Origin of the sequence: Dyella sp. RRB7, from assembly GCF_022761115.1 — a bacterium.
GTDB lineage: Bacteria > Pseudomonadota > Gammaproteobacteria > Xanthomonadales > Rhodanobacteraceae > Dyella.
Window position 1 is genome coordinate 179,828 of the sequence record NZ_JAKWJS010000004.1, and the last position, 24,350, is coordinate 204,177.

The following is a 24,350-nucleotide window of genomic DNA, read 5'->3' on the forward strand; positions in this document are numbered from 1 at the left end:
TCAACCAAAGGTGAAGGCGTAGGCCTGTACGCCCGGGTCGAGGAAGGTGATTTCAAAGGTGCGTTCGCCGGTGCCATGGGCCTGGCGCACCAGCTGGTACAGGCGCTGCGCCGTAACGGTGCCGTTACCGTCGGCATCGGTGTCCATGCCGTGATCGGCGCCGGGCGCCTTGCCGTCGATCGACACGCGGAAGCGCACCGGCTTGCCGTCGTTGCCAGGGCCCAGCACCAAATGCAGGTCGCGTCCGCGGAAGCGATAGACGATGCGGCCGTTGGCGCGTTCGAGCACGGCGTTCTCGTCGCGCACCGTCCAGCGGCCGTCCAGCGCCCACTGGTTGGTCATCAGCGTGGCCGGCGCGTGATAAGTCCACGCGTCATCGTGGGCCACCCGGCCACCGGCGAAGTTCTCCGCGCGGGCATAGCCCACGTAGGTTTCCGGTGAGCGTGTCGCATCGCCGGAGCCCGCCGCTTCGGCACCCTGCGCACCCGGCTGCACATAACCGCCCGGCAGGTTCTTCTGGCCGGCCTCGGTGAGCAGCTGGCGGATCACGTCCTCGCTCTGCGCGTAGTCGCCTTCGCCGAAATGGTGGTGACGGATACGGCCTTGCGTGTCGATGAAGTAATGCGCGGGCCAGTACTCGTTGTTGAAGCCCTTCCAGATGGCGTAGTCGTTGTCGAGCGCGACCGGATAGTCGACGCCCAGATCCTTCACGGCCTTGATGACGTTCTGCGGTTCTTTCTCGAAGGCGAACTCCGGCGCATGCACGCCGATCACCACCAGGCCGTGGTCCTTGTACTTGTCGGCCCAGGCGTGCACGTAGGGCAGCGCGCGGATGCAGTTGATGCAGGAGTAGGTCCAGAAATCGACCAGCACCACCTTGCCGCGCAGCGACTGCACCGTCAGTGGCGGGCTGTTGAGCCATTGCGTGGCACCCGCCAGCGACGGCAGCTCGCCCTCGATCGGCAGCGGTTCGCCAGCCTGCACCACCGGCTGCGCTGCCGGTGCGGGACGTGTGGCGTCGATCAGCTTCTGCTCGATACCGCCCGTGCTGGCCAGCGACACGCGCGTCAGCAAGCCGGTATCGACACCTAGCGCGATCATCGCCACACCAGCCAGCACCAGCACGCCAAGCGCACGCCGCAGCCACTCGCCGGCACCCAGCGAGCGCTTCATCAAGGCGAACACCCGTCCGCCGATGATCAGCGCCAGCGCCAGCGAGGTTGCCGAGCCAGCGGCATAGGTGAGCAGCAGCAAGGTGGTCTGCACGCTGGCGCCATTGAGCGCTGCGCCGGTCAGCAATAGCCCGAGGATCGGTCCCGCGCACGGCGCCCACAGCAGGCCGGTAGCGACGCCAAGGCCCGCGGCGGACCACACCGAATCGCCCTCGGCATCCGAGCGTTGCGTGAGCTTGTTGCCCAGCGCCACGAACGGGCGGCTGATCCATTCCGCCAGATGGCTGGAGAGCAGGGTGAGGCCGAGGATGGCCAGTACCACCATGGCGACGATGCGGCCGTACTGGTTCGCGCGGATGGCCCAGCCGCCGCCCACCGCCGCCAATGTGGCGACCAGGGCGAAGGTCAGCGCCATGCCCAGCAGCATGGGCAGGCCATTGCGCGCGAACGGACGGTCGGCCCGGGCGAACACAAAGGGCAATACCGGCAGGATGCACGGGCTGAGGATGGTCAGCACACCACCGAGGTAGGCGAGGATCAGCACAAGCATGCAGCAACATCCTTTGAGGGTTCGTGGGCTTATTCGATGGCTACCGGCTGGCGGTTACCTGTCTGGCGGAAGTAACGCATGGGCCGACCGGCGCGAATACCAGGAAGACCCGCCAACACCTGCGCCCATGCCTCCCAGCTTGACCACTACCGGCACAATGGTTCTAGATAGCGTCTTTCCCGTATGGGCAAGGACCGATGCTGCCGTGAGCGACGTCACCACCAGCGCCAGCGATTCGCCGGAACGACGACGCGCAGCGTGGATGGCGGAGGCGCAAGCGGGCGACCGGCGCGCCTACGAGCGGGTGCTGGCCGAGTCCGTGCCGTTGATTCGTGCTGCCGCGCGGCGCCAGGGCGTGCCGATCGATCATGTGGATGATGTGGTGCAGGAAACCCTGCTCGCCGTGCATCGCGTCCGTCACACCTATGATCCGGCCCGTTCCTACGATGCCTGGCTCAGCGCCATCGCCAGCCGGCGCGCGGTCGACGCCTTGCGCAGCCAGGGGCGGCGGGGGCGGCGCGAACTGCATGACGAGCATGCGTTCGATACGCATGCCGACGTGGATGACGCCACCGCGTCGACCGAGCGGGAACAAGACGCACGCCGCCTGCGCGAGGCCATTGCGGCACTGCCGCCAGGACAGCGCGAGGCCGTCGAACAACTAGGCCTCAAGGAGCGCTCGCTGGCCGAAGCCGCTGCCATTACCGGGCGCCAGTCGGGTGCCTTGAAAGTGAACCTGCATCGCGCCCTGAAGGCGCTGCGCACCCGTTTCCATGGAGATCCCTGAGCATCATGTCCGAGCCGCGACTCACCGAGTCACTGATCCAGTCGCTGGGCGAACAGCTCACGCCGGTGCGGCGGTTGCCGCCACCGTGGCTGCGCACGGCGGGCTGGCTGCTGGCCGTCGCGGCGATTGCGACCTGGCTGCTGGCGCACTATGGCATCGCCGGCATGCTCCGGCGCTGGAGCGGCACGCCGGACCTGGCCATGGCCGGCATCGGCGCCGTGATCACCGCCGTGTGCGCCGCCTGGGCTGCTTTCGCGCTTGGCGTGCCGGGGCGTTCGGCACGCTGGGCCTGGCTGCCTCTGCCGGGCCTGTTGCTTTGGGTGAGCGCCAGCGGCATGGGCTGCCTGCGCCAATGGGTGGCACCGGCCACGCACGTGGCCAGCCTGCCCGAAGCGAACGACTGCCTGGTCTTTATCATCAGTTTCTCGATACCGCTGTCGGCGCTGCTGATCCTGTTGCTGCGTCGGGCTTGTCCGCTGCGGCCGGTGCTTACGGCGGTGATGATCGGTTTGGCCAGCGCGGCCGCATCGGCCGGGTTGCTGGAGATCTGTCATTCCTTCGACTCGACTGCCACCGATTTGATGATGCATGCGCTGGCCGTCGCCATCGTGGTTGCCGTCAATGCCGCCATGGGCGGCCGCCTGCTGCAGCCCAGGTGATGGGCTTGGATGAGCTGTTGCGACGCAACACGCTGATGTCGGCGAGCCATCGCGCGGCGATCATGACGATGATCGTTCGAACTCAATCAGGCCATGGGATGGGCTATTCCAAGTCGCGGCTGATGAGCGGTACGGCGGCGCTTGAAGCAGCGCAGCAATCCTTCCGGCTTGCCGATATTGATGCTGAATGAGCATTGCGGCATGACACATTCCCGTGCCGTGCACGGGTATACGCTTGCCCCGATGAGGGGCGCGATTGAGCAGTGAGCCGCACGCGCCCGGGTCGTGGTTTCACGGATCAGGGACGACCCGTTCGCATCGGGCAGGACTGCTGATGTGGCATGGCCGGCGCTGGCGCAAGCCGGTGCCGGATCGCCGGAGCCGCCCGGGAAGGGCGGCCACGGTTGCTCCATGGAAGTGCGGCCTTGCCGCACGGTTACCCTACCGCTTCAGGAGATACGTACCTATGAAAGTTTCCCGTTACGCCGTACTCGCTCTTGCGACCGCCGTCGTCTTCGGTGTGGCCATGTCGCCGGTCATGGCGCAGAGCGCGACCCCGCCGCAGTCCGCCCAGGACGCCAGCCAGAACGCCATGAAGTCCAGCTCGGACGCCATGAAGTCCAGCAGCGATGCGATGAAGAGCGACGCCAAGGGCACGACCAGCGACGCCACCAAGAGCACCACGCATCACAAGAAGCACAGCACCACCAGCAAGCCTGCGGAAGCTTCATCCAGCGGCCACTGAGCGCCTCTGATCGGCAAGGCTCTCCCTGCCAGGAGAGCCTTGCCGTGGGACGTGGTGTAATGCGCTGCGATGCGTAGCGGACCTGACACCATGTCCTCCCTGTTCCTCGAGCGCCTGGGCGTGACCCAGCCGCTGGTTCTCGCGCCCATGTCGGGCGCATCCACGCCTGCGCTGGTGGCCGCCGTATCGAGTGCGGGCGGACTCGGTTCGCATGGCGCGGGTTATCTCGCACCGCAGGCGATCCTGGACGACGCCGCAAAAATCCGCGCGCTGACCGACCGGCCGTTCGCGCTGAACCTGTTCGTGCTGCCCGATGACTTCCACGAAGACGAGCCGGCGATCGACTTCGCCCGCGCCACGCTCGACACGCTGATGGAGCGCGAAGGGCTGGCCATACGCAGCAGCCTTCCCGAACGCTGGGCGCCGCGCTTTTCCGACCAGTTTGCCGCGCTATGCGAGGCGCGCCCGGCGGTGGCCAGTTTCACCTTCAACCTGCTGACGCCAGCGCAGCTGCGTGAACTCAAGCGACGGGGCATCACCGTGGTCGGCACCGCCACCTCGGTGGCGGAAGCGCGCGCCTGGGCCGAGCTGGGCGCCGATGCGGTGAGCCTGCAGGGCGCCGAGGCCGGTGGCCATCGCGGTACCTTCCTGCACGAGCCGGAGGAGGCCATGATCGGCCTGTTCGCCCTGCTGCCGCTGGCCGCGCGCGCCGTGGATATTCCGCTGATCGCCGGGGGCGGCATCATGGATGGCCGCGGCATGCTGGCGGCCGAACTGCTGGGCGCCACGGTGAGCCAGCTCGGCACGGCCTTCCTGGCCTGCCCGGAATCGTCGGCGGCCCAGGCCTGGAAACAGGATCTGGCGCAGGCCGACGACGTACGCATCACCACTATTCGCAGCTTCTCCGGGCGCGCGGCGCGCGGCCTGCGCAACCACTATGTCGAGGCCATGAAGCCTTACGAGGCAAGGCTTCCGGCCTATCCGGTGATGAATGCCCTGACCGCCCCGCTGCGCCGTGCCGCCGCTGCCGCAGGGCGGGGCGACCTGATCTCGGAATGGTGCGGGCAGGCCGCCACCCTGTCGCGCCCCATGCCGGCCGCCGCGCTGGTGACGACCCTGTTACAGGAGTATGCCCAGGCCCGTCACCGCCTCGCTTGACGTGGGCTTCAAGCCAGGGCGTTATACTGCGCCCGCGCCATCCCGCGTATCGATCCCGCATCGAGGCAACCGCACTTGAGTCAGATCTCCCAGCGCAGCACCAAACCCGCCACCACGGCGGTCGTTCGCAAGCATGTCATCGACGCGCTCGACGAACTGAAGGCCAAGGATGTTCGTGAAATCGACGTCCGTGGCAAAACCTCCATCGCCGATCTGCTGGTCATCGCTTCCGGCACCTCCGCGCGCCACGTCAAATCCATCGCCGACGAAGTCGTCAAGTTCGCCAAGAAGGCGGGCGTGATGCCGCTCGGCGTGGAAGGCGAGCAGGAAGCCGAATGGGTGCTGGTGGACCTGGGTGACGTGATCGTGCACGTCATGCTGCCGCGCATCCGCGAGTTCTACGGCCTGGAAAGGCTGTGGACGGTGGGCGACCGCGACATCGACGCCGAAGCCGTTAGCGTGGGCTGATGGCCCGTGTGCTGGCGGTACCCGTCACGCGCGCCATTGGCGCGCGCGTGAACGTGTCGGTTGTTTCCCTACTCACCCGTTTTCCTTCATGCGTGCACGCCTGATCGCCGTCGGTGAACGCATGCCCGCGTGGGTGGCGGAGGGCTTTGCCGAGTATCGCAAGCGGCTCTCGCACGAGCTGCCGCTGGAGCTGGTCGAGCTCAAGCCCGGCGTGCGCGGCAAGGGCCGTGACGATGCGCGCGCCATCCTGGACGAAGGTGCGGCGATTCTTGCCGCGCTGCCGCGCGACATCCACGTCGTGGCGCTGGATGGACGCGGCAAGACCTGGTCGAGCGAAGAGCTGGCCGGACAGCTGGCGAAGTGGCGCATGTCCGGGCGCGACCTGGCCTTTCTTATTGGCGGACCGGACGGTCACGCGCCCGACGTGCTCGCGCGCGCCGACCAGACATGGTCGCTGGGGCCGCTCACGCTGCCGCACATGCTGGTGCGGCTGGTGCTGGCCGAACAGCTGTATCGCGCCACCACCTTGCTGGCCGGTCACCCGTACCACCGCGCCTGAGGGGTTCTCCCGTGGTCGCGCACGGGATGCAGTTCGGCAACAAACAAAGTGGTCATGTGCCCGCATGCCACTGCTGCCGCATACTCGCCGCATCTTCGCCAATCCCAAGGAACCGGGCATGTCCATCACGGTGCGCCAGGCCACCATCCATGATCTCGACCTTATTGCGCCGCTGTTCGACGGCTATCGGCAGTTCTACGGCCAGCCGGCTGATATTGGCGCGGCGCAACGCTTTTTGCGTGAGCGTTTCCAGCATCACGAATCGGTGGTGCTGCTGGCCGTGAACGAGACAGGCGAGGGGGCTGGCTTCGTCCAGCTTTATCCGTTGTTCTCCTCGGTGCGCGCGGCGCGTACCTATCTGCTCAATGATCTTTTTGTCGCACCTGCGTCGCGTCGGCGTGGAGTGGCTGCGGCATTGATGCATGAAGCCGTGGATTACGCGCGCGCGGTCGGCGCGGTGGGGATGTCGCTGTCCACCGCCCACACCAACGCAGCGGCGCAGCGGCTGTACGAATCGCTGGGCTGGAAGCGTGACGAGCAGTTCCGCGGGTACAGCCTCGCGTTTTAGGCCGGTTCCCGCATCAGACCATCGTCTAGCTTGCCAAGAGTTTGACGTGGCACGGCGTTACCATGGTGGGATTGTCACGCACGAGAAACCACCATGGACAAGCGTATCCGCCACGCGGGCCTCGCCAGCAAGGTCATGACGTCGGCACAGGCGGCCGAACTGATTGAACCGGGCATGACGATCGGCATGAGCGGTTTTACCGGTGCCGGCTACCCCAAGGCGGTACCGCAGTCGCTCGCCGCGAGGATGGTGGCGACCCATGAGCGCGGCGAGCCGTTCCGCGTACGCGTGCTTACCGGCGCCTCGACCGCCCCCGAACTGGATGGTGCGCTGGCGCGCGCCAATGGCATCGACCTGCGCCTGCCGTACCAGTCCGATCCGGAGCTGCGCGCCCGCATCAATCGCGGCGAGATGGATTACCTGGACATCCATCTCAGCCACGTCGCGCAATACGCCTGGTTCGGCTTCTTCGGCAAGCTCGACCTCGCCATCGTCGAGGCCACCGCCATCATGCCCGATGGCAGCCTGCTGCCGTCCTCCTCGGTGGGCAACAACAAGACCTGGCTGGATCTGGCCGACAAGGTGATCGTCGAGGTCAATCATTGGCAGCCGATCGAAATGGACGGCATGCATGACGTGTACTACGGCACCGCGTTGCCGCCGCATCGCAAGCCCATTCCATTGCTCAAGCCCGACGACCGCATCGGCGAGCCCTACTTGCGACTGGACCCCAACAAGGTCATCGCGGTGGTGGAAACCAACGCGCCCGATCGCAACAGCGCGTTTGCCCCGCTCGACGACACCTCGCGCGATATTGCCGGGAACCTGATCGAGTTTTTCCGCCATGAGATCGCCAAGGGCCGCCTCAGTCCGCAACTGCTGCCGTTGCAGTCGGGCGTGGGCAATATCGCCAACGCGGTGCTGGCGGGCCTGCGCGACGGCGGTTTCAGCGGCTTGACCGCGTTCACCGAGGTGATCCAGGACGGCATGCTCGACCTGCTCGCCAACGAGGTGCTGACGGTGGCCTCGGCCACCTCGTTCTCGCTCAGCCCGGCCGGCATCGAACGCTTCCTGGCCAATATCGATTTCTTCCGCAAGCGCATCATCCTGCGCACGCAGGAGATCTCCAACCATCCGGAGCTGGTGCGCCGGCTCGGCTGCATCGCCATGAACGGCATGGTCGAGGCCGACATCTACGGCAACATCAACTCCACCCATGTCGCTGGCACCAGCATCATCAACGGCATCGGTGGCTCGGGCGATTTCGCGCGCAATGGTTTCCTGTCGTGTTTCCTCACCCCCAGCACGGCCAAGAATGGCGCGGTGTCGTGCATCGTGCCGATGGTCAGCCATGTGGACCACACCGAGCACGATGTTGCCGTGGTGGTCACCGAACGTGGACTGGCCGACCTGCGCGGCCTGTCGCCGCGCCAGCGCGCCAAGGTGGTGATCGAGCGCTGCGCGCATCCCAGCTACCAGCCGCTGCTGCAGGATTATTTCGACCGCGCCATGCGCGACAGCCGTGGCAAACATACGCCGCACCTGCTGGCCGAGGCGCTTTCCTGGCACCAGCGTTTCCTCGACACTGGGGATATGCGACCGTAGGCATCCGTTTCGTCGCCCGGATCGTTTCACATGCTTTATCTCGCCTCCCAATCGCCGCGCCGTCGCCAGTTGCTGGAGCAGATCGGCGTGGACTTTCGCGTCGTCGACGTGGATGTGCCGGAGCACCGCGCGCTGGCCGAAACGCCGCGCGAATACGTCAGCCGGGTGGCCCGGGAGAAAGCCCGGGCAGGGTTGGCCGCGCTGGACGATCCACACGCGGTGGTACTGGGCGCGGATACCGAGGTGGTGCTGGATGACGAGGTTTTCGGCAAGCCGGTCGACGCGGCGGACGCCGCCGGCATGCTGCGCCGCCTGAGCGGTCGCGTGCACGAGGTGATCTCCACCGTGTGGCTGGTCAGCCATGCCGGGGAGTGGAGCGACACCAGCCTTTCACGCGTGCGCATGCCTGAGCTGAGCGATGCGGCCATCGCCGCCTATATCGCCACGGGCGAGCCTTTCGGCAAAGCGGGCGCATACGCGATCCAGGGCCACGGAGCCAAGTTGATCGAGCACCTGGATGGCAGTCATTCCGGCGTGATGGGCTTGCCGGTGTTCGAAACCGCGCGACTGTTGCGTGCGCGTTCGCTGATCGACGCCTGAGCGACCGCTCCTTTCTAATGCGTCGGCGCCATTACAAACCAGGAAACCACCGCGAGCAGGTTGTTCACGCCGTGGGCCAGCACCGCTGGCCAGATCGAGCCTGACCGCACGCGTAGCCAGCCAAGCACCAGGCCGAGCAACGCCAGGTTGGGCAGCGCGTACCAGAGGAAGGACAGGTCCGGCAGGTGCACGCAGGCGAACATCGCCGCGGTGAGCACGATGGCCCAGCCACTGCCTAGGTGGCGGGCCAGCGACGACAGCAGGACGCCGCGGAACAGCAGCTCCTCCACCAGCGGGCCCAGGCTCACCACCAGCAGCGCCAGCGGTAGCCGCAAGCCCAGCGAGATGTTGGCGCCCAGCTGCTTGATGTCCTGGCTCACCTCGTGGCCATGCGCCAGCCACTGCGTGAGCATGCCGCCGACGAACGGCAGCATCACGCCCAGCGCGATGGCGGCGAAGTACAGCTGGGGCTCGGGCGAGGGGGCGAAGCCGAACCCGGGCGGGTCCGGACGGGTCCACAGCGCCGGCCACCTGCGGCGGACCAGGTACAGGATCAGCGACGCCGAGATCAGCAGAGTGATCATCACTGCGATGGCGCTTGCATTGGAATGGGCCAGCCAGGCGCGGCCTTGCGTAATCACCGCGGCGAGTCCGTCGCCGTCGCGCAGGACGGACCACAAGCCCGCCGTCAGGCTGATCGTTCCCGCCACCGCCAGTTGCAGCGCGAAGTACAGCGCGATCAGGCCGAGGGCGTGCCAGATGCCCGGTGCCGGTAACGCCAGCGCAGTGGATGACGGCGAAACGGAGGCGGGGTTCTGGCGGGTCGCATCCATCGATGGGCGGGTCCTGCGGTTGCACGTGCTTGAAGGATGGCCGCCAGGCGCAGCGCGCTCGACACCCGACGCTTACACGCTAGCCGTTGCCGCCGCGCCCGCGCAATCCTGCCCTTTGGCACGGTAGGGGTTGGCTGTCGCCTCGTTCACAAAGTCGCCCTGTATAGTGGCGGGCAGTCCCAAGGAGGAAGCGGGCGCCCAGGCGCCGACCCATGTTTGCATTCGACTGGCTGGCCGACCCTACGGCGTGGGCCGGTCTCCTCACCCTGGTGGTGCTGGAGATCGTGCTCGGCATCGACAACCTGGTTTTCATCGCCATTCTCGCCGACAAGCTGCAGGCGCGGGATCGCGACAAGGCCCGCGTGCTTGGCCTCTCGCTGGCCCTGGTCATGCGCCTGGCCTTGCTGGGGGCGATGTCCTGGCTGGTGAAGCTCACCGCGCCCATCGTGCAGTGGGGCAGCATCTCGTTCTCGTGGCGCGACATCATCCTGTTGCTGGGTGGCGCGTTCCTGCTGTTCAAGGCCACGGTGGAGTTGCACGAGCGGCTCGAGGCCGGCGACGAGCATGACGCCGCCAAGCGCGCGCCGGCCCGTTTCTGGCTGGTGGTGGCGCAGATCGTGGCGCTCGACGCGGTGTTCTCGCTCGACTCGGTCATCACCGCCGTGGGCATGGTCGATCACCTGTCGGTGATGATGGTCGCGGTGGTGATCGCGATGATCCTGATGATCAGCGCGAGCAAGCCGCTCACCAACTTCGTCAACGCACGGCCCACGGTGGTGATCCTGTGCCTGTCGTTCCTGCTGATGATCGGTTTCAGCCTGGTGGCCGAAGCCTTCGGTTTTCATATCCCGAAGGGTTATCTGTACGCGGCGATCGGCTTCTCGATCATGATCGAGGCCTTCAACCAGACCATGCGGCGCAATCGTCGGCGCAGCCTGTTCAATAGCGCCCGCACGCTGCGCGACCGCACCGCGATGGCGGTGATCAACCTGTTGGGCGGCGCCGGTAGCGACGACGACGCGGATGCATCGAAGGCCACGGCGACCACCACCGACAGCCCCGTGGCGGTGTTCGGCAAGGACGAGCTGGCCATGGTGCAGGGCGTGCTGGATCTGGCGCACCGCCCGGTGCGCTCCATCATGACGCCGCGCCCCGAAATCAGCTGGATCGACCCGCGCGAAAACGCGGAGCAATTGCGTGACGAAGTGATGGCCTCCAGCCACGCGTGGTTGCCGGTGGCCGGCGACGACCTGGATCAGCTGGTGGGCGTGGCGTCCTCGCGCGACCTGCTGGCCAGCCTGCTCGAACACGGCCACATCGACGTGGAACAGGTCGTGCGCAAGCCGCTGACCGTGCTCGAATCGCTCAGCGTGCTGCGGCTGATCGAGGAATTCCGCCGCTCACCCCTGCAGGTGGCGCTGGTGGTGGACGAGTACGGCAGCGTGCTCGGTCTGGTCACCCCCACCGACGTGCTGGAAGTGATCGCCGGTGAATTTCCCGATGAGGAAAGCAGTGATCCATCCGCCGTGCAGGAAGGCGATGGCAGCTGGCTGCTGGACGCCAGCCTGGATCTGCGCCGCGTCGAACACCTGCTCGGTTTCAAGCTCAGCGGCGACGACAGTTTCTCCACCCTGGCTGGCTATGTACTGCAGCAGCTGGGCCGTCTGCCCAACGTGGGTGACACTTTCACCAGCGAAGGCTTGCATGTCGAAGTGACGGCGATGGATGGCGCGCGCATCGAGCGCTTGCGGGTCCGTCCGGTCGAGTGATCCGGGCCGGTCCGGCCCGATTCGCCTCAGCCTGCCAGCAGCGCCCGCAGCAGGCCCCAGAGTCCCAGCACCAGCAGCGCCAGCCAGCCCGCGCTCGCCACCATGAAGCCCGGGCCGCGCTTGGCCGGGTCCTGCAGATAGGCCAGCGCATACCAGACGCGACCGAACACCCACACCAGCCCGGCCACGCCGCCCCACAGCGGAAAGCCGTACTGCGTGGCCAGCCACAGCGTGGGCAGGAAAATCGCCGTGGCTTCCAGCGTGTTCATCTGCACCCGCCAGGCCCGTTCGAAGCCTTCGTGGCCGCTGATGGCCGGCGCCTTGATGCCGTACTTCTCGCGCGCGCGTCCGCTGGCCCAGAGGGTGCCGACCTGCAGCAGGATGGTAAGCAGGACAACGATGGCGGGAAGGTGCTGGGTCATGGCGGGGCTCGCGAAAAAGGTGGCTCACTGTAGCCAGCGACGGCACGTGGCGGGAGAGGGGGCAAGGCGGTATCGTCAGCCGGTGGCACCGCCATGGTGCGCGAGCGAGGGCCGTCATATGGATTGGCAGAAGGGCGAGCGCAGTGAGAACGTCGAGGTCGACAGCGGTGGCGGCGGTCCACGCTTTGGCGGAGGACGCGGCCTGGGGCTGGGCGGCATCGTGATCCTGGCGATCCTGGGGCTGGTGTTCTTCAAGGACCCCACGGCCTTGCTCAGCCAGGTGGACAGTGGCGGGCAGGTGGCCGCACCCACGGGTGAACCGGCCCAGGTCGACCCGCAGACCAAGGATTTCGTCAGCGCCATCCTCGGTTCCACCGAGAAGACCTGGGGCGACATCTTCGCCGCGCATGGCCAGCAGTACGTCGATCCCAAGCTCGATCTGTTCAGCGGCGGCGTGAATACCGCTTGCGGCTCGGCGTCGACGGCGGTAGGGCCGTTCTATTGCCCGGGTGACCAGAGGGTGTACCTGGACGTGGCGTTCTTCCAGGAGCTGCAGGATCGCTTCCACGCCTCGGGCGATTTTGCGCGTGCCTACGTGATCGCGCACGAGGTGGGGCATCACGTGCAGAAGCTGATCGGCGTATTCGATCAGGTGGAACAGGCACGTCGCGGTGGCGCGCGCATGGAAGGCGCGGACGGTTTGTCGGTACGGCAGGAACTGCAGGCCGACTGTTTCGCCGGCATCTGGGCCAACCACAGCCAGCAGCGCCTGCAGTGGCTGCAGCCCGGTGACATCGAGTCCGCGTTGAACGCCGCCAGCAAGATCGGCGACGACGCCTTGCAACAGCAGGCGCAGGGGCGCGTGGTGCCCGATTCGTTCACTCATGGCACCTCGGCCCAGCGCGTGAAATGGTTCCGCGCCGGCTTCGACAGCGGCGACATGGCCAGCTGCAATACCTTCGCTGGCGAGCCATAGAGCGGGGACGCAGAGGCCACGTTGTGGTTCTAAACTAGCGGGGCTGCGCGCCTTGGGGTGCGCTCTGAACGACCTCGATGTTGCATCCGTGTCTGCGTTGCGGCGCCTGCTGCGCCTATTTTCGCGTGGCCTTCCACTGGTCCGAGGCGGATGCCGCCCTGGGCGGCGTGGTGCCGCCGGCCTTGACCGAGACACTCGACCCGCATCGCCTGGTGATGCGCGGCACGCAAGCCTCCCGGCCGCGCTGCACCGCGCTGGTGGGCACGGTAGGCGAGGCGGCCCATTGCGGTATCTACGAGCAGCGGCCCTCGGTGTGCCGCGAGGTGCAACCGTCGTGGGAGTTCGGTGCGGCCAGTCCGCAATGCGACAAGGCGCGCATCGCGCATGCCATGGCCCCGCTCACGCCCGATGACTGGCTTGGCCTGGGCCCGTCATCCGAAGGCGCGGGTTGATCGCTCAGCGGGCCTTGCTGTCGAAGCGGTAGATATCCATCGCGAGCAGGCCGTACTCGATACCGGCATTGATGCGCTGCGCCTGGGCCGACTCGCCCGCGGCGCCCAGCGCCACGAACAACGGCAGCAGGTGTTCGTCGGTGGGGTGCGCGCGCTCGGCGGACGGCGCCTGGCGGCGGTAGTCGAGCAGGGCGGTTACGTCACCTTCGGCCAGCTTGCGCTCGATCCACTCGATGAAGGGACGCACGTAGGGCGCCTCGCGTTCCTCGCTGTAGCCGGCGCGGAAATCGTGCAGGTTGTGGGTGATGCTGCCCGAGCCGATCACCAGCACGCCTTCGTCACGCAGCGGCGCCAGCGCACGACCCACCGCATACTGGTGCGCCGGTCCCAGTTGGGGCTGGATCGACAGCGGCACCACCGGGATATCGGCGGCCGGGTAGAGCAGGCGTAGCGGCACCCAGGCGCCGTGGTCGAGTCCATGGGTGGGATCGAGCGTGGTGGGCAGCCCTGCCTGGTCGAGCAGCTCGGTGACGCGTGCGGCCAGCGCCGGGTCGCCCTTGGCGGGGTACTGGATCTCGAACAGCGCCTGCGGGAAGCCGTAGAAATCGTGGATCGTCTCGGGTCGCGTGGCGCCGCCCACCTGCGGCTCACGGGCCAGCCAGTGCGCGGAAGCGATCACGATGGCCTTGGGGCGCGGTAGCGCGCGTGCCAGTTCAGCCAGGCGCTCGCCCACCTGCCGCGGCTGGATCGCGGTCATCGGTGAGCCGTGGGAGATGTACAGGCTGGGCAGGGCGGTCATGGCGGTTACCTCGGGGGACCGCCCTAGGGTATGGGCTCGGCGCGAAATTGCAGCGTGCGCGCGGTGAACGATGCGTCACGCCAGTCGAACGATGGTCACGCCTCCCGTCATTCCGGGTGCGCCGGAATGACGGGTTGTACCGCTGGGGTGTTACTTGGCGCGGCGCGGCGGCTTGCCACCGCTGCTGCCCGTGCCGTGTGGACGCGGCTTGCCGCCGTGCGGCTTCTTGAAGCCGCCAGGACGATAGCCACCGGGCTTGCGCGACGGGGCCTCGTTGGCGCCGCTGTCGTCACCGTCCCATTCCTTGATGCGCAGCTGCTGCTGGCTTACCCACACCTTCTGCAGGTGCTGGAACACTTCCGCCGGCATGCCATCGGGCAGGTCGATCAGGCTGTATTCGCCGCGGATGCTGAGGCGTCCGATGAAGCCGCTCTCCAGGCCCGCCTCGTTGGCGATCGCGCCGATGATGTTGCCCGGCTTCACGCCGTGCTCATGGCCCACTTCGATGCGGTAGGTGCGCTTGCCTTCCTCGGTGTGGTGCGGGCGCACCGGGCGGGCGACGAACTCGCGCGGGGCGCTGTCACGATCGCGCGGCTTGTGTTCGCGTGCGGCGTGACGGGCGTCGGCATGCTCGCGCGGGGCGTGCTCACGCGGCGCGAACTCGCGCTTGGGCGGCGGCGTCAGCAGCAGGGGCTGGTTGCCCTGGGCGATACGCGCCAGCGCAGCGGCGATCTCGATGGCGGGAATGTTGTGTTCCTGCTCGTACTGTTCGATCAACTGCTGGAACAGCTCCAGCTCGCCGACCGCCAGCGTGTCGCTGATGCGCTGCTTGAACTTGCCGATACGCACGTCGTTGACCGCTTCCACGGTCGGCAGCTTCATCTCCTCGATGGGCTGGCGGGTGGCGCGTTCGATCGCGCGCAGCATGCCCTTCTCGCGCGGCGTCACGAACAGGATCGCCTCGCCGCTGCGGCCCGCGCGGCCGGTGCGGCCGATGCGGTGCACGTAGCTTTCGGTATCGTACGGAATGTCGTAGTTCATCACGTGGCTGATGCGGTCCACGTCCAGGCCACGCGCGGCCACGTCGGTGGCCACCAGGATGTCGAGCTTGCCTTCCTTGAGCTGCTGGATCACGCGCTCGCGCTGCGGCTGGGCGATGTCGCCGTTGATCGCCGCGGCGGCGAGGCCCCGTGCCTGCAGCTTCTCGGCCAGTTCCTCGGTGGCCTGCTTGGTGCGCGCGAAGATGATCATCGCGTCGAACGGCTCGGCTTCGAGGATGCGCGTCATCGCGTCGAGCTTGTGCATGCCGCTGACGAACCAGTAGCGCTGGCGGATGTTGGCGGCGGTGGTGGTGGACGACTTGATCGTCACCTCCACCGGCTCCTTCAAATGATGCTGCGCGATCTTGCGGATCGGCGCCGGCATGGTGGCGGAAAACAGCGCCACCTGGCGCTGCGGCGGCGTGGCCTGCAGCACTTTTTCCACGTCGTCGATAAAGCCCATGCGCAGCATTTCGTCGGCTTCGTCGAGCACCAGGAAACGCAGCTCGGACAGATCCAGCGTGCCGCGCTCAAGATGGTCGATCACGCGGCCGGGCGTGCCCACCACGATCTGCACGCCGCGCTTGAGCGAGTGCAACTGCGGGCCATAGCTCTGGCCGCCGTAGATCGGCAGCACCTGCAGGCCGGGCATATGGGCGGCATAGCGCTGGAACGCTTCGGCCACCTGGATGGCCAATTCGCGCGTGGGTGCCAGCACCAGCGCCTGCGGCTTGCCGGGCTTGAGGTCGATGCGCGAGAGGATCGGCAGCGCGAACGCGGCGGTCTTGCCGGTGCCGGTCTGCGCCTGGCCGAGCACGTCGCGCCCTTCCAGCAGCGGGGGAATGGTGGCGGCCTGAATGGGTGATGGCGATTCATAGCCGACATCGGACAACGCGCGCAGCACTTCGGGTTGCAGGCCAAGCGCGGCAAAGCCGACGGCTGCCGGCTGGGAATCGGAAGACGGGGAGGACATGGGGGAACCTCGACATGGCATGCACAGCGGCATGCGGGAGAATGGGGCTATTGTAACAGGCTGCCCCGCATAAGCCGGGCTTTTTGTTCAGCCTCGATCCCCCCTAGGAGAGGAAAACCCATGTCTCGACGTCTTCAGGGTCGTGTTGCGCTGGTCACCGGCGCTTCTTCCGGCATTGGCGAGGCCACTGCGCTGGCATTGGCCGAGGAGGGCGCCAGCGTGGCGATCGTCGCCCGGCGGCGCGACCGGCTGGAAGCCCTGGCGACGAAACTGCAGGCGCTGGGCGCCGCGCCGACCGTGCTGGTGGCCGACCTGAGTTCCGAGGCCGAGGCCCGGCGCGTGGTGACCGAGACGGAGGCGCGCTACGGCCGGCTGGATATCCTGGTGAACAACGCCGGCGTGATGTACCTGGAGCCGGTGGCCGAGGCCGACCTGGGTCGTTGGCGCCATATGCTGGAACTCAACGTGCTTGGCCTGATCGCGGCCACCCAGGCGGCGCTGCCGGGCATGCGTGCGCGACGGGACGGCCATATCGTGAACATCGCCTCCACGGCGGGGCGCGTCGCCAACCCGAACGCGGCCGGCTATGCGGCCACCAAGTTCGGCGTGGTGGGTTTCTCCGAGGGGCTGCGGCGCGAGGTCTACCAGCACAACATCCGCGTCACGGTGATCGAGCCGGGCGTGGTGGAGACCGAGCTGCGCGAACATATCGGCGACCCGCAGGTGCAGGCCGCCACCAATGCCTGGGCCGAAGGCATGCGCCAACTGCAAGGCAGCGACGTGGCCGATGCCATCGTGTTCTGCGTGTCGCGTCCCGCCCACGTCAACATCAACGAAGTGTTGATCCGTCCCACGGATCAGGAACGCTGAGTTCAGCCGCTGCCTCTATCATCGTCGTTTGTGCCATGACAGGGAGAACGGCCATGACAGAGATCGAAACGATCTCCGAACAGCGCTGCCACGACGGCGTGCAAGGGTTCTACCGGCATCAGTCGGAAAGCTGTGGCGGGCCGATGCGCTTTGCGCTCTACCAGCCGCCGCAGGCGGCGCATGAAGTCTGTCCCGTGCTGTACTTCCTGGCCGGCCTTACCTGCACGGAGGAGACGGCCACCATCAAGGCCGGCGCGCAGCGCCTCGCCGCCGAGCTGGGGCTGATCCTGGTGATGCCCGACACCAGCCCGCGCCATACCGGCTTCGACGGCGCCACCGGTGACTGGGAATTTGGCGAGGGCGCGGGTTTCTACGTGGATGCCACGCAAGCGCCCTGGTCATCGCGCTTTCGCATGCACAGTTATGTCGCCAAGGAATTGCCGGCGCTGTTGGCGCGGCACTTTCCGGTGGATCGCGAGCGCAGCGGCATCACCGGCCACTCGATGGGCGGGCATGGCGCGTTGACCATCGCGTTGCGTCATCCGCAGCAATACCGCTCGGTATCCGCGTTTGCGCCGATCGTCGCGCCCACGCAGGTGCCGTGGGGGCAGAAGGCGCTGCCGCGTTATCTGGGCGGCGACCCGGCGGCGTGGGCGGACTACGACGCCTGCGAACTGGTGCGGCGGGGCGGCTTCGACGGCACCATCCTGATCGACCAGGGCGAGGCCGATGGTTTCCTCGCCGCCCAGCTCAAGCCCGAACTGTTCGACCAGGCCTGTGCCGAAGGCGGGCAGTCGCTGCTGCTGCGCCGGCATGCCGGTTACGACCACAGCTACTACTTCATCGCCAGCTTTATCGATGACCATCTGCGCCATCACGCCAGGGCGTTGGGTCGCCTGTGAGCGTGTTTCATCCGATCACCACGGCACGATGCCTGGTCCGCCTGGCGGATGCCTCGGACGCCTCGTACCTGCTGCACTATCGCGAACAGAACCGCGAGCACCTGGCGCCGTGGGAGCCGCTGCGCGAGGCGTCGTACTACACCCTGGCGCATTGCGTGCAGACACTGGCCGAATCGCGCGCGGCGATCCGTTTCGATCGGGCTTACCCGTTCTTCGTGCTGGACCTGGCGGGAAGCGAGATCATCGCCTGCTTCACCTTCGCCAATGTCGTGCGCGGTGCGTTCCAGGCCAGCCATCTGGGCTACAGCATCGCCGCGCACCGGCAAGGGCAGGGACTGATGCAGGAAGCACTGGATGGGGCGTTGCAGTGGGCTTTCACCGAGTTGGGCCTGCACCGCGTGATGGCCAACTACATGCCGCGCAACGAACGCAGCGGGCGCCTGCTGGAACGATTGGGCTTCGAGCGCGAAGGCTATGCCAGGCGCTACCTGCAGATTGCCGGCGTGTGGGAGGACCACGTCCTCACCTCACGCATTCGCGCGGACTGATTTCCCTCCCCCGGTGCCCGGTTAGCGTCGTGTTTCGGCCGGCACGCCGTCATCCCCGCTTTCACGGGAATGACAAGCAAAGCGCCCGGCCGAGATCCGGCGCCAAATCAGGCCCAGAGGGAAGGGCGGTGCATCAGGCCTTGGCGGCCGGACGACGGCTGCGCTGGCGATTGCGGTTGCCTTCGACCGGGCGATCGCCGCCCTGCGACTGGCCATAGCCATGGCCATGCGGACGATGCGACGACGACGGCTTGCCCTGGCGCTGCGGCGGACGTGCCTGGCGCTGGCCCTGCACCGGCTTCGGTGCGGCGGCATCGGTACGCAGCGGATGCGACGGCTCGAAGCCGGGCACGTCGCTGATGGCGATGTCCTGCTTGAGCAGCTTGCGGATGTCGCGCAGCAGGCCGGCTTCCTCATGGCTCACCAGCGACACCGCCATGCCGTCGGCGCCGGCGCGACCGGTGCGGCCGATGCGGTGCACGTAGTCTTCGGCCACCATCGGCAGATCGAAGTTGATCACGATCGGCAACTGGTCGATGTCGATGCCGCGCGCGGCGATATCGGTCGCCACCAGCACCGTGATGCGATTGGTCTTGAAATCGCTGAGCGCACGGGTACGCGCATTCTGGCTCTTGTTGCCGTGGATGGCGGCGGCGCGCAGGCCGGCCATTTCCAGCGACTTCACCAGCTTGTCGGCGCCGTGCTTGGTGCGGCTGAACACCAGCGTCTGGCGGCGGCTGTCCTGCGACAGCACATGCAGCAGCAGGTCGCGCTTCTTGGCGGCGTCGACCGGATGCACGTGATGCGTCACCGTGGTGGCCACCGAGTTGGCCGGCGTCACCGACACTTCGCGCGGCTGATGCATGAACTGCATCGCCAGCGCCTTGATCGGCGGCGCGAAGGTGGCCGAGAACAGCAGCGTCTGGCGCTGGCGCGGCACGGCGGCCAGGATGCGCTTGAGCGCCGGCAGGAAGCCCATGTCGAGCATGCGGTCGGCTTCGTCCAGCACCAGCACTTCCACGCCGGACAGGTCGATCGAACGCTGCTGCATGTGGTCGATCAGGCGGCCCGGGGTGGCGATGACGACATCGACGCCACGACGCAGCGCCTGCATCTGCGGGCCCATGCTGACGCCACCGAAGATGGTGGTGCTGCTGATGCGCATGTGCTTGCCGTAGTCGCGCAGGTTGTCATGCACCTGGGCAGCCAGCTCGCGGGTCGGGGTAAGCACCAGGGCGCGCGGACGGCGCGTCTGCGTGGCGCCGGCGTTGGAAAGGTGCTGCAGCAGCGGCAGCGCGAACGCGGCCGTCTTGCCGGTGCCGGTCTGTGCGGCGGCCAGCAGGTCGCCACCTTCGAGCACGATCGGAATGGCCGCGGCCTGGATGGGAGTGGGGGTGGCGTAGCCTTGATCGGCAAGCGCGCGCAACAACGCGGGCGCAAGGCCCAGCGATTCGAAAGACATGGAAGCTCCTGAGCAACCCGGAGCGTTCTTCGAACCGCGTTGCAGTATTCAATGAGGGAGGGACGGCGAGATGCCGTGCCGCGCAGTATAGCGCAATCGGGGCGCCCGCGCCTGCTGGCTTGTGCCTGCCGTTCAGGGCGGGCGCTGGGCCACCACCAGATAGCTGTCGAACAGCATGTCGCCGTGGAGTGGCCGTATGCTCACCTGCAGCCCTGCCGCTTCCAGGGTGGCACGCAACTCGGCGGCGCTGGGATAGTGCTGCGCCCCAACGCTCATCCAGCCGCTGATGCGCAGGAAAAACTCCGATACGCGTGTGAGGTGGAAGCGCCAGCTCGATTCGCGCAGCACGTTGCGCACGATCAGCCGGCCCCGTGGGGCGAGGTGCGCGACGGCGTTCTCCAGCACGGCGCGCTGGCCCGCCTTGGGCAGGTAGTGCAGCACGTCGATCAATGCGACATGGCCGTGGCACGCCTGCGCGACGGCGCCATCGCCCTGGAGCAGCCGCAGCGTCCCTTCCAGTCCCGACCGGCGCAGCGCGCGCAGGCCGGCCTCGATCTTGCGCGGGTCGTGATCCACGCCCAGGTAAGGCGCGGTGACGCCGCACGCGTGCAGGTACTGCCCCAGCAGGCCGATGCCGCAGCCGATATCGAACAACGGCATCGGGCGCTCGGCGATCAGTTCGGCAGTGGCGGCATACGCGGGGTCCCTAGTGAGCTTGCGCATGACGTAGCGGCGCTGGAGCCGGTGATCGTAAGACGCGGCAATGCGTCGATGGGCGGTGACATCCATGGTCGCCATGTCAGCCGACGCCATGACTGTGCGGCGTGAAGCCCGGTATGGGGGCCGGCATGGCGCTATCCGCGCCCATGGTCGCTCTTGCGTCGCAACGGTCATGATGGTTCGCTTGGCGCCCAGCGTGCCGCGCGGGCGGACACGATCATCGTGATGGAGCTGCACATGTCGCCGTTCGCGCCCTTGCGGGAGCTCAGTACCACCCAGCGTCATACCGTGCTGGCCAGCTTCCTGGGCTGGACACTGGATGCGTTCGATTATTTCCTGCTTACCTTCGTGATCGTGGCGGTGGCGCAGGAGTTTCATGCCGACAAGCAGGATGTCACCTACGGCCTGTTCCTGACGCTGGCCGCACGTCCCCTCGGCGCCCTGCTGTTCGGGCGGCTGGCGGATCGCTACGGCCGGCGGCCGATCCTGATGCTCGACGTGATCCTGTTCTCGCTGTTCGAACTGGCCACCGCGTTTTCCACCTCGCTCACCATGTTGCTGGTGCTGCGCTTCCTGTTTGGCGTGGCGATGGGCGGCGAATGGGGCATTGGCGCCTCGCTGGCGATGGAGTCGATTCCGCCGAAGGCGCGCGGCCTGGTCTCCGGCCTGCTGCAGAGTGGTTACCCATGCGGCTTCTTCCTGGGCGCGCTGGCCAACTGGCTGCTGATCGACCACATCGGCTGGCGCGGCCTGTTCGTGGTCGGCGCCGTGCCGGCGCTGCTGGTGCTGTATATCCGCCGCACCGTGCCCGAGTCGGAGGTATGGCGGCAAGGGCAGGCCGTACGCCAGAAGCGCGGCCTGTTCGAGGCCATGCGCGGCCGCTGGAAGCTCGCCATCTACCTGATGCTGCTGATGATGGCGTTCAACATGTTCAGCCACGGCTCGCAGGACCTGTACCACACCTTCGAGGAAGTGAGCCTGCACCTGCCCACCGGCTCCGGCGCGGCCTTCATGCTGGTGGCCATGCTCAACCTGGGCGCGCTGGTGGGCGGCCTGTTCTTCGGCGCGCTGTCCGAGCGCATCGGCCGGCGCCGGGCCATCATCCTGGCCGCGCTGCTGGCGATACCGGTGATCCCGCTGTGGACCCACGGCGGTTCCCTGCTGCTGCTTGCGCTGGGGGCGTTCCTGATCCAGGTGATGGTGCAGGGGGCCTGGGGCGTGGTGCCGACCCACCTGAACGAGCTGTCGCCCGACGAGGTGCGCGGCACGCTGCCCGGTTTTGCCTACCAGACCGGCAACCTGCTGGCGGCGGTCACCGCCAACGCCCAGCTGTGGATCGCCCAGCGGCATGGCGGCGACCTGGCCTTTGCCATGTCGCTGTGGATCGCCGTGGTGGCGGTGCTGCTGGCCGGGCTGGCCTGGCTGGGGCCCGAGGCCCATGGCGTGCGCTTCGGGCGGGCAGCCGCCAAGGCGGGCGGCTAGCCGGATGGACTGCTAGAATCCCCGTTTTGATCCATCACGAGACATGCAATGAAGGCTGGCAAGGACAAGGTCATCTCGCTCCACTACACGCTGACGGTGGACGGTGAAAAGGTCGAGAGCTCCCTCGATCGCAACGAGCCGCTGTGGGTGCTGCTGGGCCATGGCCAGCTGATCCCCGGCCTGGAAAAGGCCCTGGAAGACCACGTCGCGGGCGACAGCCTGCAGGTCGAGGTGGCCCCGGCCGAAGGCTACGGCGAGCGCCAGGAAGGCATGGTCCAGCGCGTGCCGAAGAAGTACTTCCAGCAGGCCGCCAAGCTCAAGCCGGGCATGACCACGGTGCTGGCGCTGAAGGAAGGCGGTCACCGCGTGGTGGTGGTGCAGAAAGTGGGCATGACCACGGTCGACGTGGACCTCAACCACCCGATGGCCGGCAAGACGCTGAACTTCGATGTCACCCTCAACGAAGTGCGCGAAGGCACCGAGGAAGAGATCCAGCACGGCCACGCCCATCCCCCGGGCGCTGAGGCTCACTGAACCCTTCATGCAACGCGACAACGGCGCCTCACGGCGCCGTTGTCGTTTCTGTCCCTGCGGGTCAGCTCACACCAGCGTGATCTGCACATCCACATTGCCGCGCGTGGCGTGCGAGTACGGGCAGATGTCGCGATGTGCCACGTCCACCAGCTCCTGCGCCACGGCACGGTCGAGGCCCGGCAGGCTGACGTCCAGCTTCACGGCGATGCCGAAACCGGTCGGTTCGCGCGGGCCGATGCCCACATGCGCCGTCACCGAAGCGTCCTTCAGGGTGACGCCCTTCTGGCGGGCGACGAAGCGCACGGCGCCCTCGAAGCAAGCCGCATAGCCGGCCGCGAACAGCTGTTCCGGATTGCTGCCGGCGCCGCCCGGGCCACCCAGGCCCTTGGGCACGACCAACTGCAGGTCGAGCACGCCGTCGTCGCTCTTGGCGTGGCCTTCGCGGCCGCCGGTGACGGTGGCGGTGGCGGTATAGAGAATGTTGCTGATGCTCATGGGTCAATCCTCGGTGGTGGAGTGTTGGAGTTGCCGCGCAAGGTGTTTCAGTTGATCACGCAGTTGTTGCATCTGGCCTAGCGACATATTCAGGTGCCCGGCGATGCAGGCGGGTATGGCGCTGGCCGGTTCACGCAGGGCAAGCCCTGTTTCGGTGAGCCGGATATCCACTTCGCGCTCGTCTTCGGTGCGGCGCTGGCGGCTTATCAACCCCGCCGTCTGCAGCCGTTTCAGCAACGGCGTGAGCGTTCCCGAATCCAGCTGCAGGCGCTGGCCCAGTTCGCGGACGGTGAGGCCGTCCTGCTCCCATAGCACCAGCATCACCAGGTATTGCGGGTAGGTCAGCCCCAGCGGTTCCAGCAACGGGCGGTAGAGCCCGGTAAAGGAGCGCGAGGCGGCGTACAGCGCAAAGCACAGTTGCTGGTCCAGCAGCAGTTGATCAGGGGTGGGCTTCCGTTTCATGGGGTAAATGGTAAGCGCAAAATTAAATTGTGTACAATTCAATTTTCCAATGGCAACGATAGCCGCCGCCTTTCGGGCCATGGCTCAGTCTAGGAGGCGTTTGCCGAAGGCGAAGTGATCGCGCCAGTACGGGCCGTCGATATCGTCCAGGCGCACCGTGCCGCCGCTGTTGGGGGCATGCACGAAGCGGCCCTTGCCCACGTAGACGCCCACATGGCTGATGCCGTCGTTGCCGCCGAAGAACACCAGGTCGCCACTGACCAGGTCGGTCATGGTGCGGACGCGCTGGCCGCTTATCTGCGACATCTCGCGCGAGCTGTGCGGCAGCATCAGGCCGGCTGCGTTGCGATAGATGTAATCGACCAGCCCACTGCAGTCGAAACCGCCATCGGGGGTATTGCCGCCCCAGCGATAAGGCGTGCCGACCAGGGCAATGGCGCGGAACAGCACGTCGTTGGCGGTACCCGCGCTGCCCGAGGGCGCCCGTGCCGGCAGGTCAGCCAGCGAGGAGCGGGAATCCTTATAGGTGGGCTCCGGCCGCCGGGCACTGCTGGCGCAGGCGGCCAGCAACAGGACCGTTACGCCCAGCAGCACATGGCGCGCAACACGCCACGGTGCTGGCGAGCATAAGGACGGATCGGCGGCACCCGGGTACATCATGCATCCCCTCGGCATGGGTCGCGGCCGAGGTTAGCAAATCAATAAGTTGGAAGAAAGTTCTTAGCGACTACGCGAGGTGG

The 24,350-nt window shown here is 67.0% G+C and carries 28 protein-coding genes; 18 read left to right on the plus strand and 10 right to left on the minus strand.

Translation table 11 applies throughout. The features are described 5' to 3' along the window. Window positions 1-1,722, minus strand: a complete 1,722-nt coding sequence (locus MJ606_RS11855; RefSeq protein WP_243049725.1) for a cytochrome c biogenesis protein DipZ — start codon at window positions 1,720-1,722, stop codon at window positions 1-3. Between the two features lie 262 nt (window positions 1,723-1,984). Between MJ606_RS11855 and MJ606_RS11860 the strand changes: the two genes are divergently transcribed. From MJ606_RS11860 to MJ606_RS11905, 10 genes are all read left to right on the plus strand, one after another. Next, window positions 1,985-2,509, plus strand: coding sequence for a sigma-70 family RNA polymerase sigma factor (locus MJ606_RS11860; protein WP_243049861.1), 525 nt, complete (start codon window positions 1,985-1,987; stop codon window positions 2,507-2,509). A 5-nt stretch (window positions 2,510-2,514) separates the two neighbouring features. Beyond that, complete coding sequence (locus MJ606_RS11865; RefSeq protein ID WP_243049726.1) at window positions 2,515-3,168, plus strand: NrsF family protein; 654 nt, start codon at window positions 2,515-2,517, stop codon at window positions 3,166-3,168. Window positions 3,169-3,173: 5 nt separating this feature from the next. Next, entirely contained in the window at window positions 3,174-3,359 is a 186-nt protein-coding gene (locus MJ606_RS11870) for a hypothetical protein (protein WP_243049727.1), read from the plus strand. Between the two features lie 275 nt (window positions 3,360-3,634). Continuing rightward, complete coding sequence (locus MJ606_RS11875; protein WP_243049728.1) at window positions 3,635-3,913, plus strand: hypothetical protein; 279 nt, start codon at window positions 3,635-3,637, stop codon at window positions 3,911-3,913. Window positions 3,914-4,003: 90 nt separating this feature from the next. Next, a complete protein-coding gene (locus MJ606_RS11880) occupies window positions 4,004-5,071 on the plus strand; it encodes a nitronate monooxygenase (RefSeq protein WP_243049729.1) in 1,068 nt (355 codons plus the stop codon). A gap of 75 nt (window positions 5,072-5,146) precedes the next feature. After that, window positions 5,147-5,539, plus strand: a complete 393-nt coding sequence (gene rsfS / locus MJ606_RS11885) for a ribosome silencing factor (protein WP_243049730.1) — start codon at window positions 5,147-5,149, stop codon at window positions 5,537-5,539. An 88-nt stretch (window positions 5,540-5,627) separates the two neighbouring features. Continuing rightward, complete coding sequence (gene rlmH / locus MJ606_RS11890; RefSeq protein ID WP_243049731.1) at window positions 5,628-6,098, plus strand: 23S rRNA (pseudouridine(1915)-N(3))-methyltransferase RlmH; 471 nt, start codon at window positions 5,628-5,630, stop codon at window positions 6,096-6,098. A 118-nt stretch (window positions 6,099-6,216) separates the two neighbouring features. Then, complete coding sequence (locus tag MJ606_RS11895; RefSeq protein ID WP_243049732.1) at window positions 6,217-6,666, plus strand: GNAT family N-acetyltransferase; 450 nt, start codon at window positions 6,217-6,219, stop codon at window positions 6,664-6,666. A 93-nt stretch (window positions 6,667-6,759) separates the two neighbouring features. Continuing rightward, entirely contained in the window at window positions 6,760-8,271 is a 1,512-nt protein-coding gene (locus MJ606_RS11900) for an acetyl-CoA hydrolase/transferase family protein (RefSeq protein ID WP_243049733.1), read from the plus strand. A 30-nt stretch (window positions 8,272-8,301) separates the two neighbouring features. Further along, window positions 8,302-8,871 (plus strand): nucleoside triphosphate pyrophosphatase, encoded by a 570-nt coding sequence (locus MJ606_RS11905; RefSeq protein WP_243049734.1) that lies wholly within the window; start codon window positions 8,302-8,304, stop codon window positions 8,869-8,871. Between the two features lie 14 nt (window positions 8,872-8,885). Here MJ606_RS11905 and MJ606_RS11910 read toward each other — a convergent pair whose 3' ends face one another. Then, entirely contained in the window at window positions 8,886-9,704 is an 819-nt protein-coding gene (locus tag MJ606_RS11910; protein WP_243049735.1) for a type II CAAX endopeptidase family protein, read from the minus strand. 212 nt (window positions 9,705-9,916) lie between these two features. On the opposite strand from MJ606_RS11910, the gene MJ606_RS11915 reads away from it, so the two are divergent. Beyond that, the gene (locus MJ606_RS11915; protein WP_243049736.1) at window positions 9,917-11,473 is read left to right on the plus strand and encodes a TerC family protein; all 1,557 of its coding nucleotides are present in this window, start codon (window positions 9,917-9,919) and stop codon (window positions 11,471-11,473) included. Between the two features lie 26 nt (window positions 11,474-11,499). Here the strand turns inward: MJ606_RS11915 and MJ606_RS11920 are convergent, their stop codons facing one another. Beyond that, entirely contained in the window at window positions 11,500-11,895 is a 396-nt protein-coding gene (locus MJ606_RS11920) for an MAPEG family protein (RefSeq protein WP_243049737.1), read from the minus strand. Between the two features lie 118 nt (window positions 11,896-12,013). On the opposite strand from MJ606_RS11920, the gene MJ606_RS11925 reads away from it, so the two are divergent. Together MJ606_RS11925 and MJ606_RS11930 are read left to right on the plus strand one after the other, a co-directional pair. Next, window positions 12,014-12,871, plus strand: coding sequence for a neutral zinc metallopeptidase (locus MJ606_RS11925; RefSeq protein ID WP_243049738.1), 858 nt, complete (start codon window positions 12,014-12,016; stop codon window positions 12,869-12,871). 77 nt (window positions 12,872-12,948) lie between these two features. Next, a complete protein-coding gene (locus MJ606_RS11930) occupies window positions 12,949-13,323 on the plus strand; it encodes a YkgJ family cysteine cluster protein (RefSeq protein WP_243049739.1) in 375 nt (124 codons plus the stop codon). A 4-nt stretch (window positions 13,324-13,327) separates the two neighbouring features. Here MJ606_RS11930 and MJ606_RS11935 read toward each other — a convergent pair whose 3' ends face one another. Together MJ606_RS11935 and MJ606_RS11940 are read right to left on the minus strand one after the other, a co-directional pair. Then, complete coding sequence (locus MJ606_RS11935; RefSeq protein WP_243049740.1) at window positions 13,328-14,122, minus strand: class III extradiol ring-cleavage dioxygenase; 795 nt, start codon at window positions 14,120-14,122, stop codon at window positions 13,328-13,330. Window positions 14,123-14,272: 150 nt separating this feature from the next. Continuing rightward, on the minus strand, window positions 14,273-16,135 hold the full coding sequence (locus MJ606_RS11940) for a DEAD/DEAH box helicase (RefSeq protein WP_243049741.1): 1,863 nt from the start codon (window positions 16,133-16,135) through the stop codon (window positions 14,273-14,275). A gap of 120 nt (window positions 16,136-16,255) precedes the next feature. Between MJ606_RS11940 and MJ606_RS11945 the strand changes: the two genes are divergently transcribed. From MJ606_RS11945 to MJ606_RS11955, 3 genes are read left to right on the plus strand one after another with little or no spacing between them, the layout of a single operon-like run. Beyond that, window positions 16,256-17,005 carry an SDR family NAD(P)-dependent oxidoreductase gene (locus MJ606_RS11945; RefSeq protein WP_243049742.1) on the plus strand — a complete coding sequence of 250 codons (750 nt, stop codon included), beginning with the start codon at window positions 16,256-16,258 and terminating at the stop codon, window positions 17,003-17,005. A gap of 53 nt (window positions 17,006-17,058) precedes the next feature. Next, window positions 17,059-17,907, plus strand: coding sequence for an S-formylglutathione hydrolase (gene fghA, locus MJ606_RS11950; RefSeq protein ID WP_279236813.1), 849 nt, complete (start codon window positions 17,059-17,061; stop codon window positions 17,905-17,907). Further along, on the plus strand, window positions 17,904-18,455 hold the full coding sequence (locus MJ606_RS11955) for a GNAT family N-acetyltransferase (RefSeq protein ID WP_243049743.1): 552 nt from the start codon (window positions 17,904-17,906) through the stop codon (window positions 18,453-18,455). The genes fghA and MJ606_RS11955 overlap by 4 nt, the downstream gene beginning before the upstream one ends. A 133-nt stretch (window positions 18,456-18,588) precedes the next feature. Here the strand turns inward: MJ606_RS11955 and MJ606_RS11960 are convergent, their stop codons facing one another. Continuing rightward, window positions 18,589-19,917 (minus strand): DEAD/DEAH box helicase, encoded by a 1,329-nt coding sequence (locus tag MJ606_RS11960; protein ID WP_243049744.1) that lies wholly within the window; start codon window positions 19,915-19,917, stop codon window positions 18,589-18,591. A gap of 132 nt (window positions 19,918-20,049) precedes the next feature. Beyond that, window positions 20,050-20,715, minus strand: a complete 666-nt coding sequence (locus MJ606_RS11965) for a class I SAM-dependent methyltransferase (RefSeq protein WP_243049745.1) — start codon at window positions 20,713-20,715, stop codon at window positions 20,050-20,052. 159 nt (window positions 20,716-20,874) lie between these two features. Between MJ606_RS11965 and MJ606_RS11970 the strand changes: the two genes are divergently transcribed. After that, window positions 20,875-22,119, plus strand: a complete 1,245-nt coding sequence (locus tag MJ606_RS11970) for an MFS transporter (RefSeq protein WP_243049863.1) — start codon at window positions 20,875-20,877, stop codon at window positions 22,117-22,119. Between the two features lie 48 nt (window positions 22,120-22,167). Then, the gene (locus MJ606_RS11975) at window positions 22,168-22,653 is read left to right on the plus strand and encodes a peptidylprolyl isomerase (RefSeq protein WP_243049746.1); all 486 of its coding nucleotides are present in this window, start codon (window positions 22,168-22,170) and stop codon (window positions 22,651-22,653) included. A 66-nt stretch (window positions 22,654-22,719) separates the two neighbouring features. Here the strand turns inward: MJ606_RS11975 and MJ606_RS11980 are convergent, their stop codons facing one another. The 3 genes from MJ606_RS11980 to MJ606_RS11990 all read right to left on the minus strand — a co-directional run bounded on the left by MJ606_RS11980 (window position 22,720) and on the right by MJ606_RS11990 (window position 24,267). Further along, on the minus strand, window positions 22,720-23,148 hold the full coding sequence (locus tag MJ606_RS11980) for an organic hydroperoxide resistance protein (RefSeq protein ID WP_243049747.1): 429 nt from the start codon (window positions 23,146-23,148) through the stop codon (window positions 22,720-22,722). A gap of 3 nt (window positions 23,149-23,151) precedes the next feature. Further along, window positions 23,152-23,610 (minus strand): MarR family transcriptional regulator, encoded by a 459-nt coding sequence (locus MJ606_RS11985; protein WP_243049748.1) that lies wholly within the window; start codon window positions 23,608-23,610, stop codon window positions 23,152-23,154. Between the two features lie 84 nt (window positions 23,611-23,694). Further along, on the minus strand, window positions 23,695-24,267 hold the full coding sequence (locus tag MJ606_RS11990; protein WP_243049864.1) for a C40 family peptidase: 573 nt from the start codon (window positions 24,265-24,267) through the stop codon (window positions 23,695-23,697). Between the last annotated feature and the right edge of the window lie 83 nt (window positions 24,268-24,350).

Bases quoted from the DNA above. Each gene is read 5' to 3' on its own strand.
- MJ606_RS11960 (WP_243049744.1), bottom strand. From the start codon at position 19,917: ATGTCTTTCGAATCGCTGGGCCTTGCGCCCGCGTTGTTGCGCGCGCTT.
- MJ606_RS11965 (WP_243049745.1), bottom strand. From the start codon at position 20,715: ATGGCGACCATGGATGTCACCGCCCATCGACGCATTGCCGCGTCTTAC.
- MJ606_RS11910 (WP_243049735.1), bottom strand. From the start codon at position 9,704: ATGGATGCGACCCGCCAGAACCCCGCCTCCGTTTCGCCGTCATCCACT.
- MJ606_RS11880 (WP_243049729.1), top strand. From the start codon at position 4,004: ATGTCCTCCCTGTTCCTCGAGCGCCTGGGCGTGACCCAGCCGCTGGTT.
- MJ606_RS11970 (WP_243049863.1), top strand. From the start codon at position 20,875: ATGTCGCCGTTCGCGCCCTTGCGGGAGCTCAGTACCACCCAGCGTCAT.
- fghA (WP_279236813.1), top strand. From the start codon at position 17,059: ATGACAGAGATCGAAACGATCTCCGAACAGCGCTGCCACGACGGCGTG.
- MJ606_RS11925 (WP_243049738.1), top strand. From the start codon at position 12,014: ATGGATTGGCAGAAGGGCGAGCGCAGTGAGAACGTCGAGGTCGACAGC.
- MJ606_RS11990 (WP_243049864.1), bottom strand. From the start codon at position 24,267: ATGTACCCGGGTGCCGCCGATCCGTCCTTATGCTCGCCAGCACCGTGG.
- MJ606_RS11900 (WP_243049733.1), top strand. From the start codon at position 6,760: ATGGACAAGCGTATCCGCCACGCGGGCCTCGCCAGCAAGGTCATGACG.
- MJ606_RS11975 (WP_243049746.1), top strand. From the start codon at position 22,168: ATGAAGGCTGGCAAGGACAAGGTCATCTCGCTCCACTACACGCTGACG.
- MJ606_RS11935 (WP_243049740.1), bottom strand. From the start codon at position 14,122: ATGACCGCCCTGCCCAGCCTGTACATCTCCCACGGCTCACCGATGACC.
- MJ606_RS11860 (WP_243049861.1), top strand. From the start codon at position 1,985: ATGGCGGAGGCGCAAGCGGGCGACCGGCGCGCCTACGAGCGGGTGCTG.
- MJ606_RS11865 (WP_243049726.1), top strand. From the start codon at position 2,515: ATGTCCGAGCCGCGACTCACCGAGTCACTGATCCAGTCGCTGGGCGAA.
- MJ606_RS11940 (WP_243049741.1), bottom strand. From the start codon at position 16,135: ATGTCCTCCCCGTCTTCCGATTCCCAGCCGGCAGCCGTCGGCTTTGCC.
- MJ606_RS11985 (WP_243049748.1), bottom strand. From the start codon at position 23,610: ATGAAACGGAAGCCCACCCCTGATCAACTGCTGCTGGACCAGCAACTG.
- MJ606_RS11920 (WP_243049737.1), bottom strand. From the start codon at position 11,895: ATGACCCAGCACCTTCCCGCCATCGTTGTCCTGCTTACCATCCTGCTG.
- MJ606_RS11855 (WP_243049725.1), bottom strand. From the start codon at position 1,722: ATGCTTGTGCTGATCCTCGCCTACCTCGGTGGTGTGCTGACCATCCTC.
- MJ606_RS11875 (WP_243049728.1), top strand. From the start codon at position 3,635: ATGAAAGTTTCCCGTTACGCCGTACTCGCTCTTGCGACCGCCGTCGTC.
- MJ606_RS11945 (WP_243049742.1), top strand. From the start codon at position 16,256: ATGTCTCGACGTCTTCAGGGTCGTGTTGCGCTGGTCACCGGCGCTTCT.
- MJ606_RS11980 (WP_243049747.1), bottom strand. From the start codon at position 23,148: ATGAGCATCAGCAACATTCTCTATACCGCCACCGCCACCGTCACCGGC.
- MJ606_RS11905 (WP_243049734.1), top strand. From the start codon at position 8,302: ATGCTTTATCTCGCCTCCCAATCGCCGCGCCGTCGCCAGTTGCTGGAG.
- MJ606_RS11895 (WP_243049732.1), top strand. From the start codon at position 6,217: ATGTCCATCACGGTGCGCCAGGCCACCATCCATGATCTCGACCTTATT.
- MJ606_RS11930 (WP_243049739.1), top strand. From the start codon at position 12,949: ATGTTGCATCCGTGTCTGCGTTGCGGCGCCTGCTGCGCCTATTTTCGC.
- rlmH (WP_243049731.1), top strand. From the start codon at position 5,628: ATGCGTGCACGCCTGATCGCCGTCGGTGAACGCATGCCCGCGTGGGTG.
- MJ606_RS11915 (WP_243049736.1), top strand. From the start codon at position 9,917: ATGTTTGCATTCGACTGGCTGGCCGACCCTACGGCGTGGGCCGGTCTC.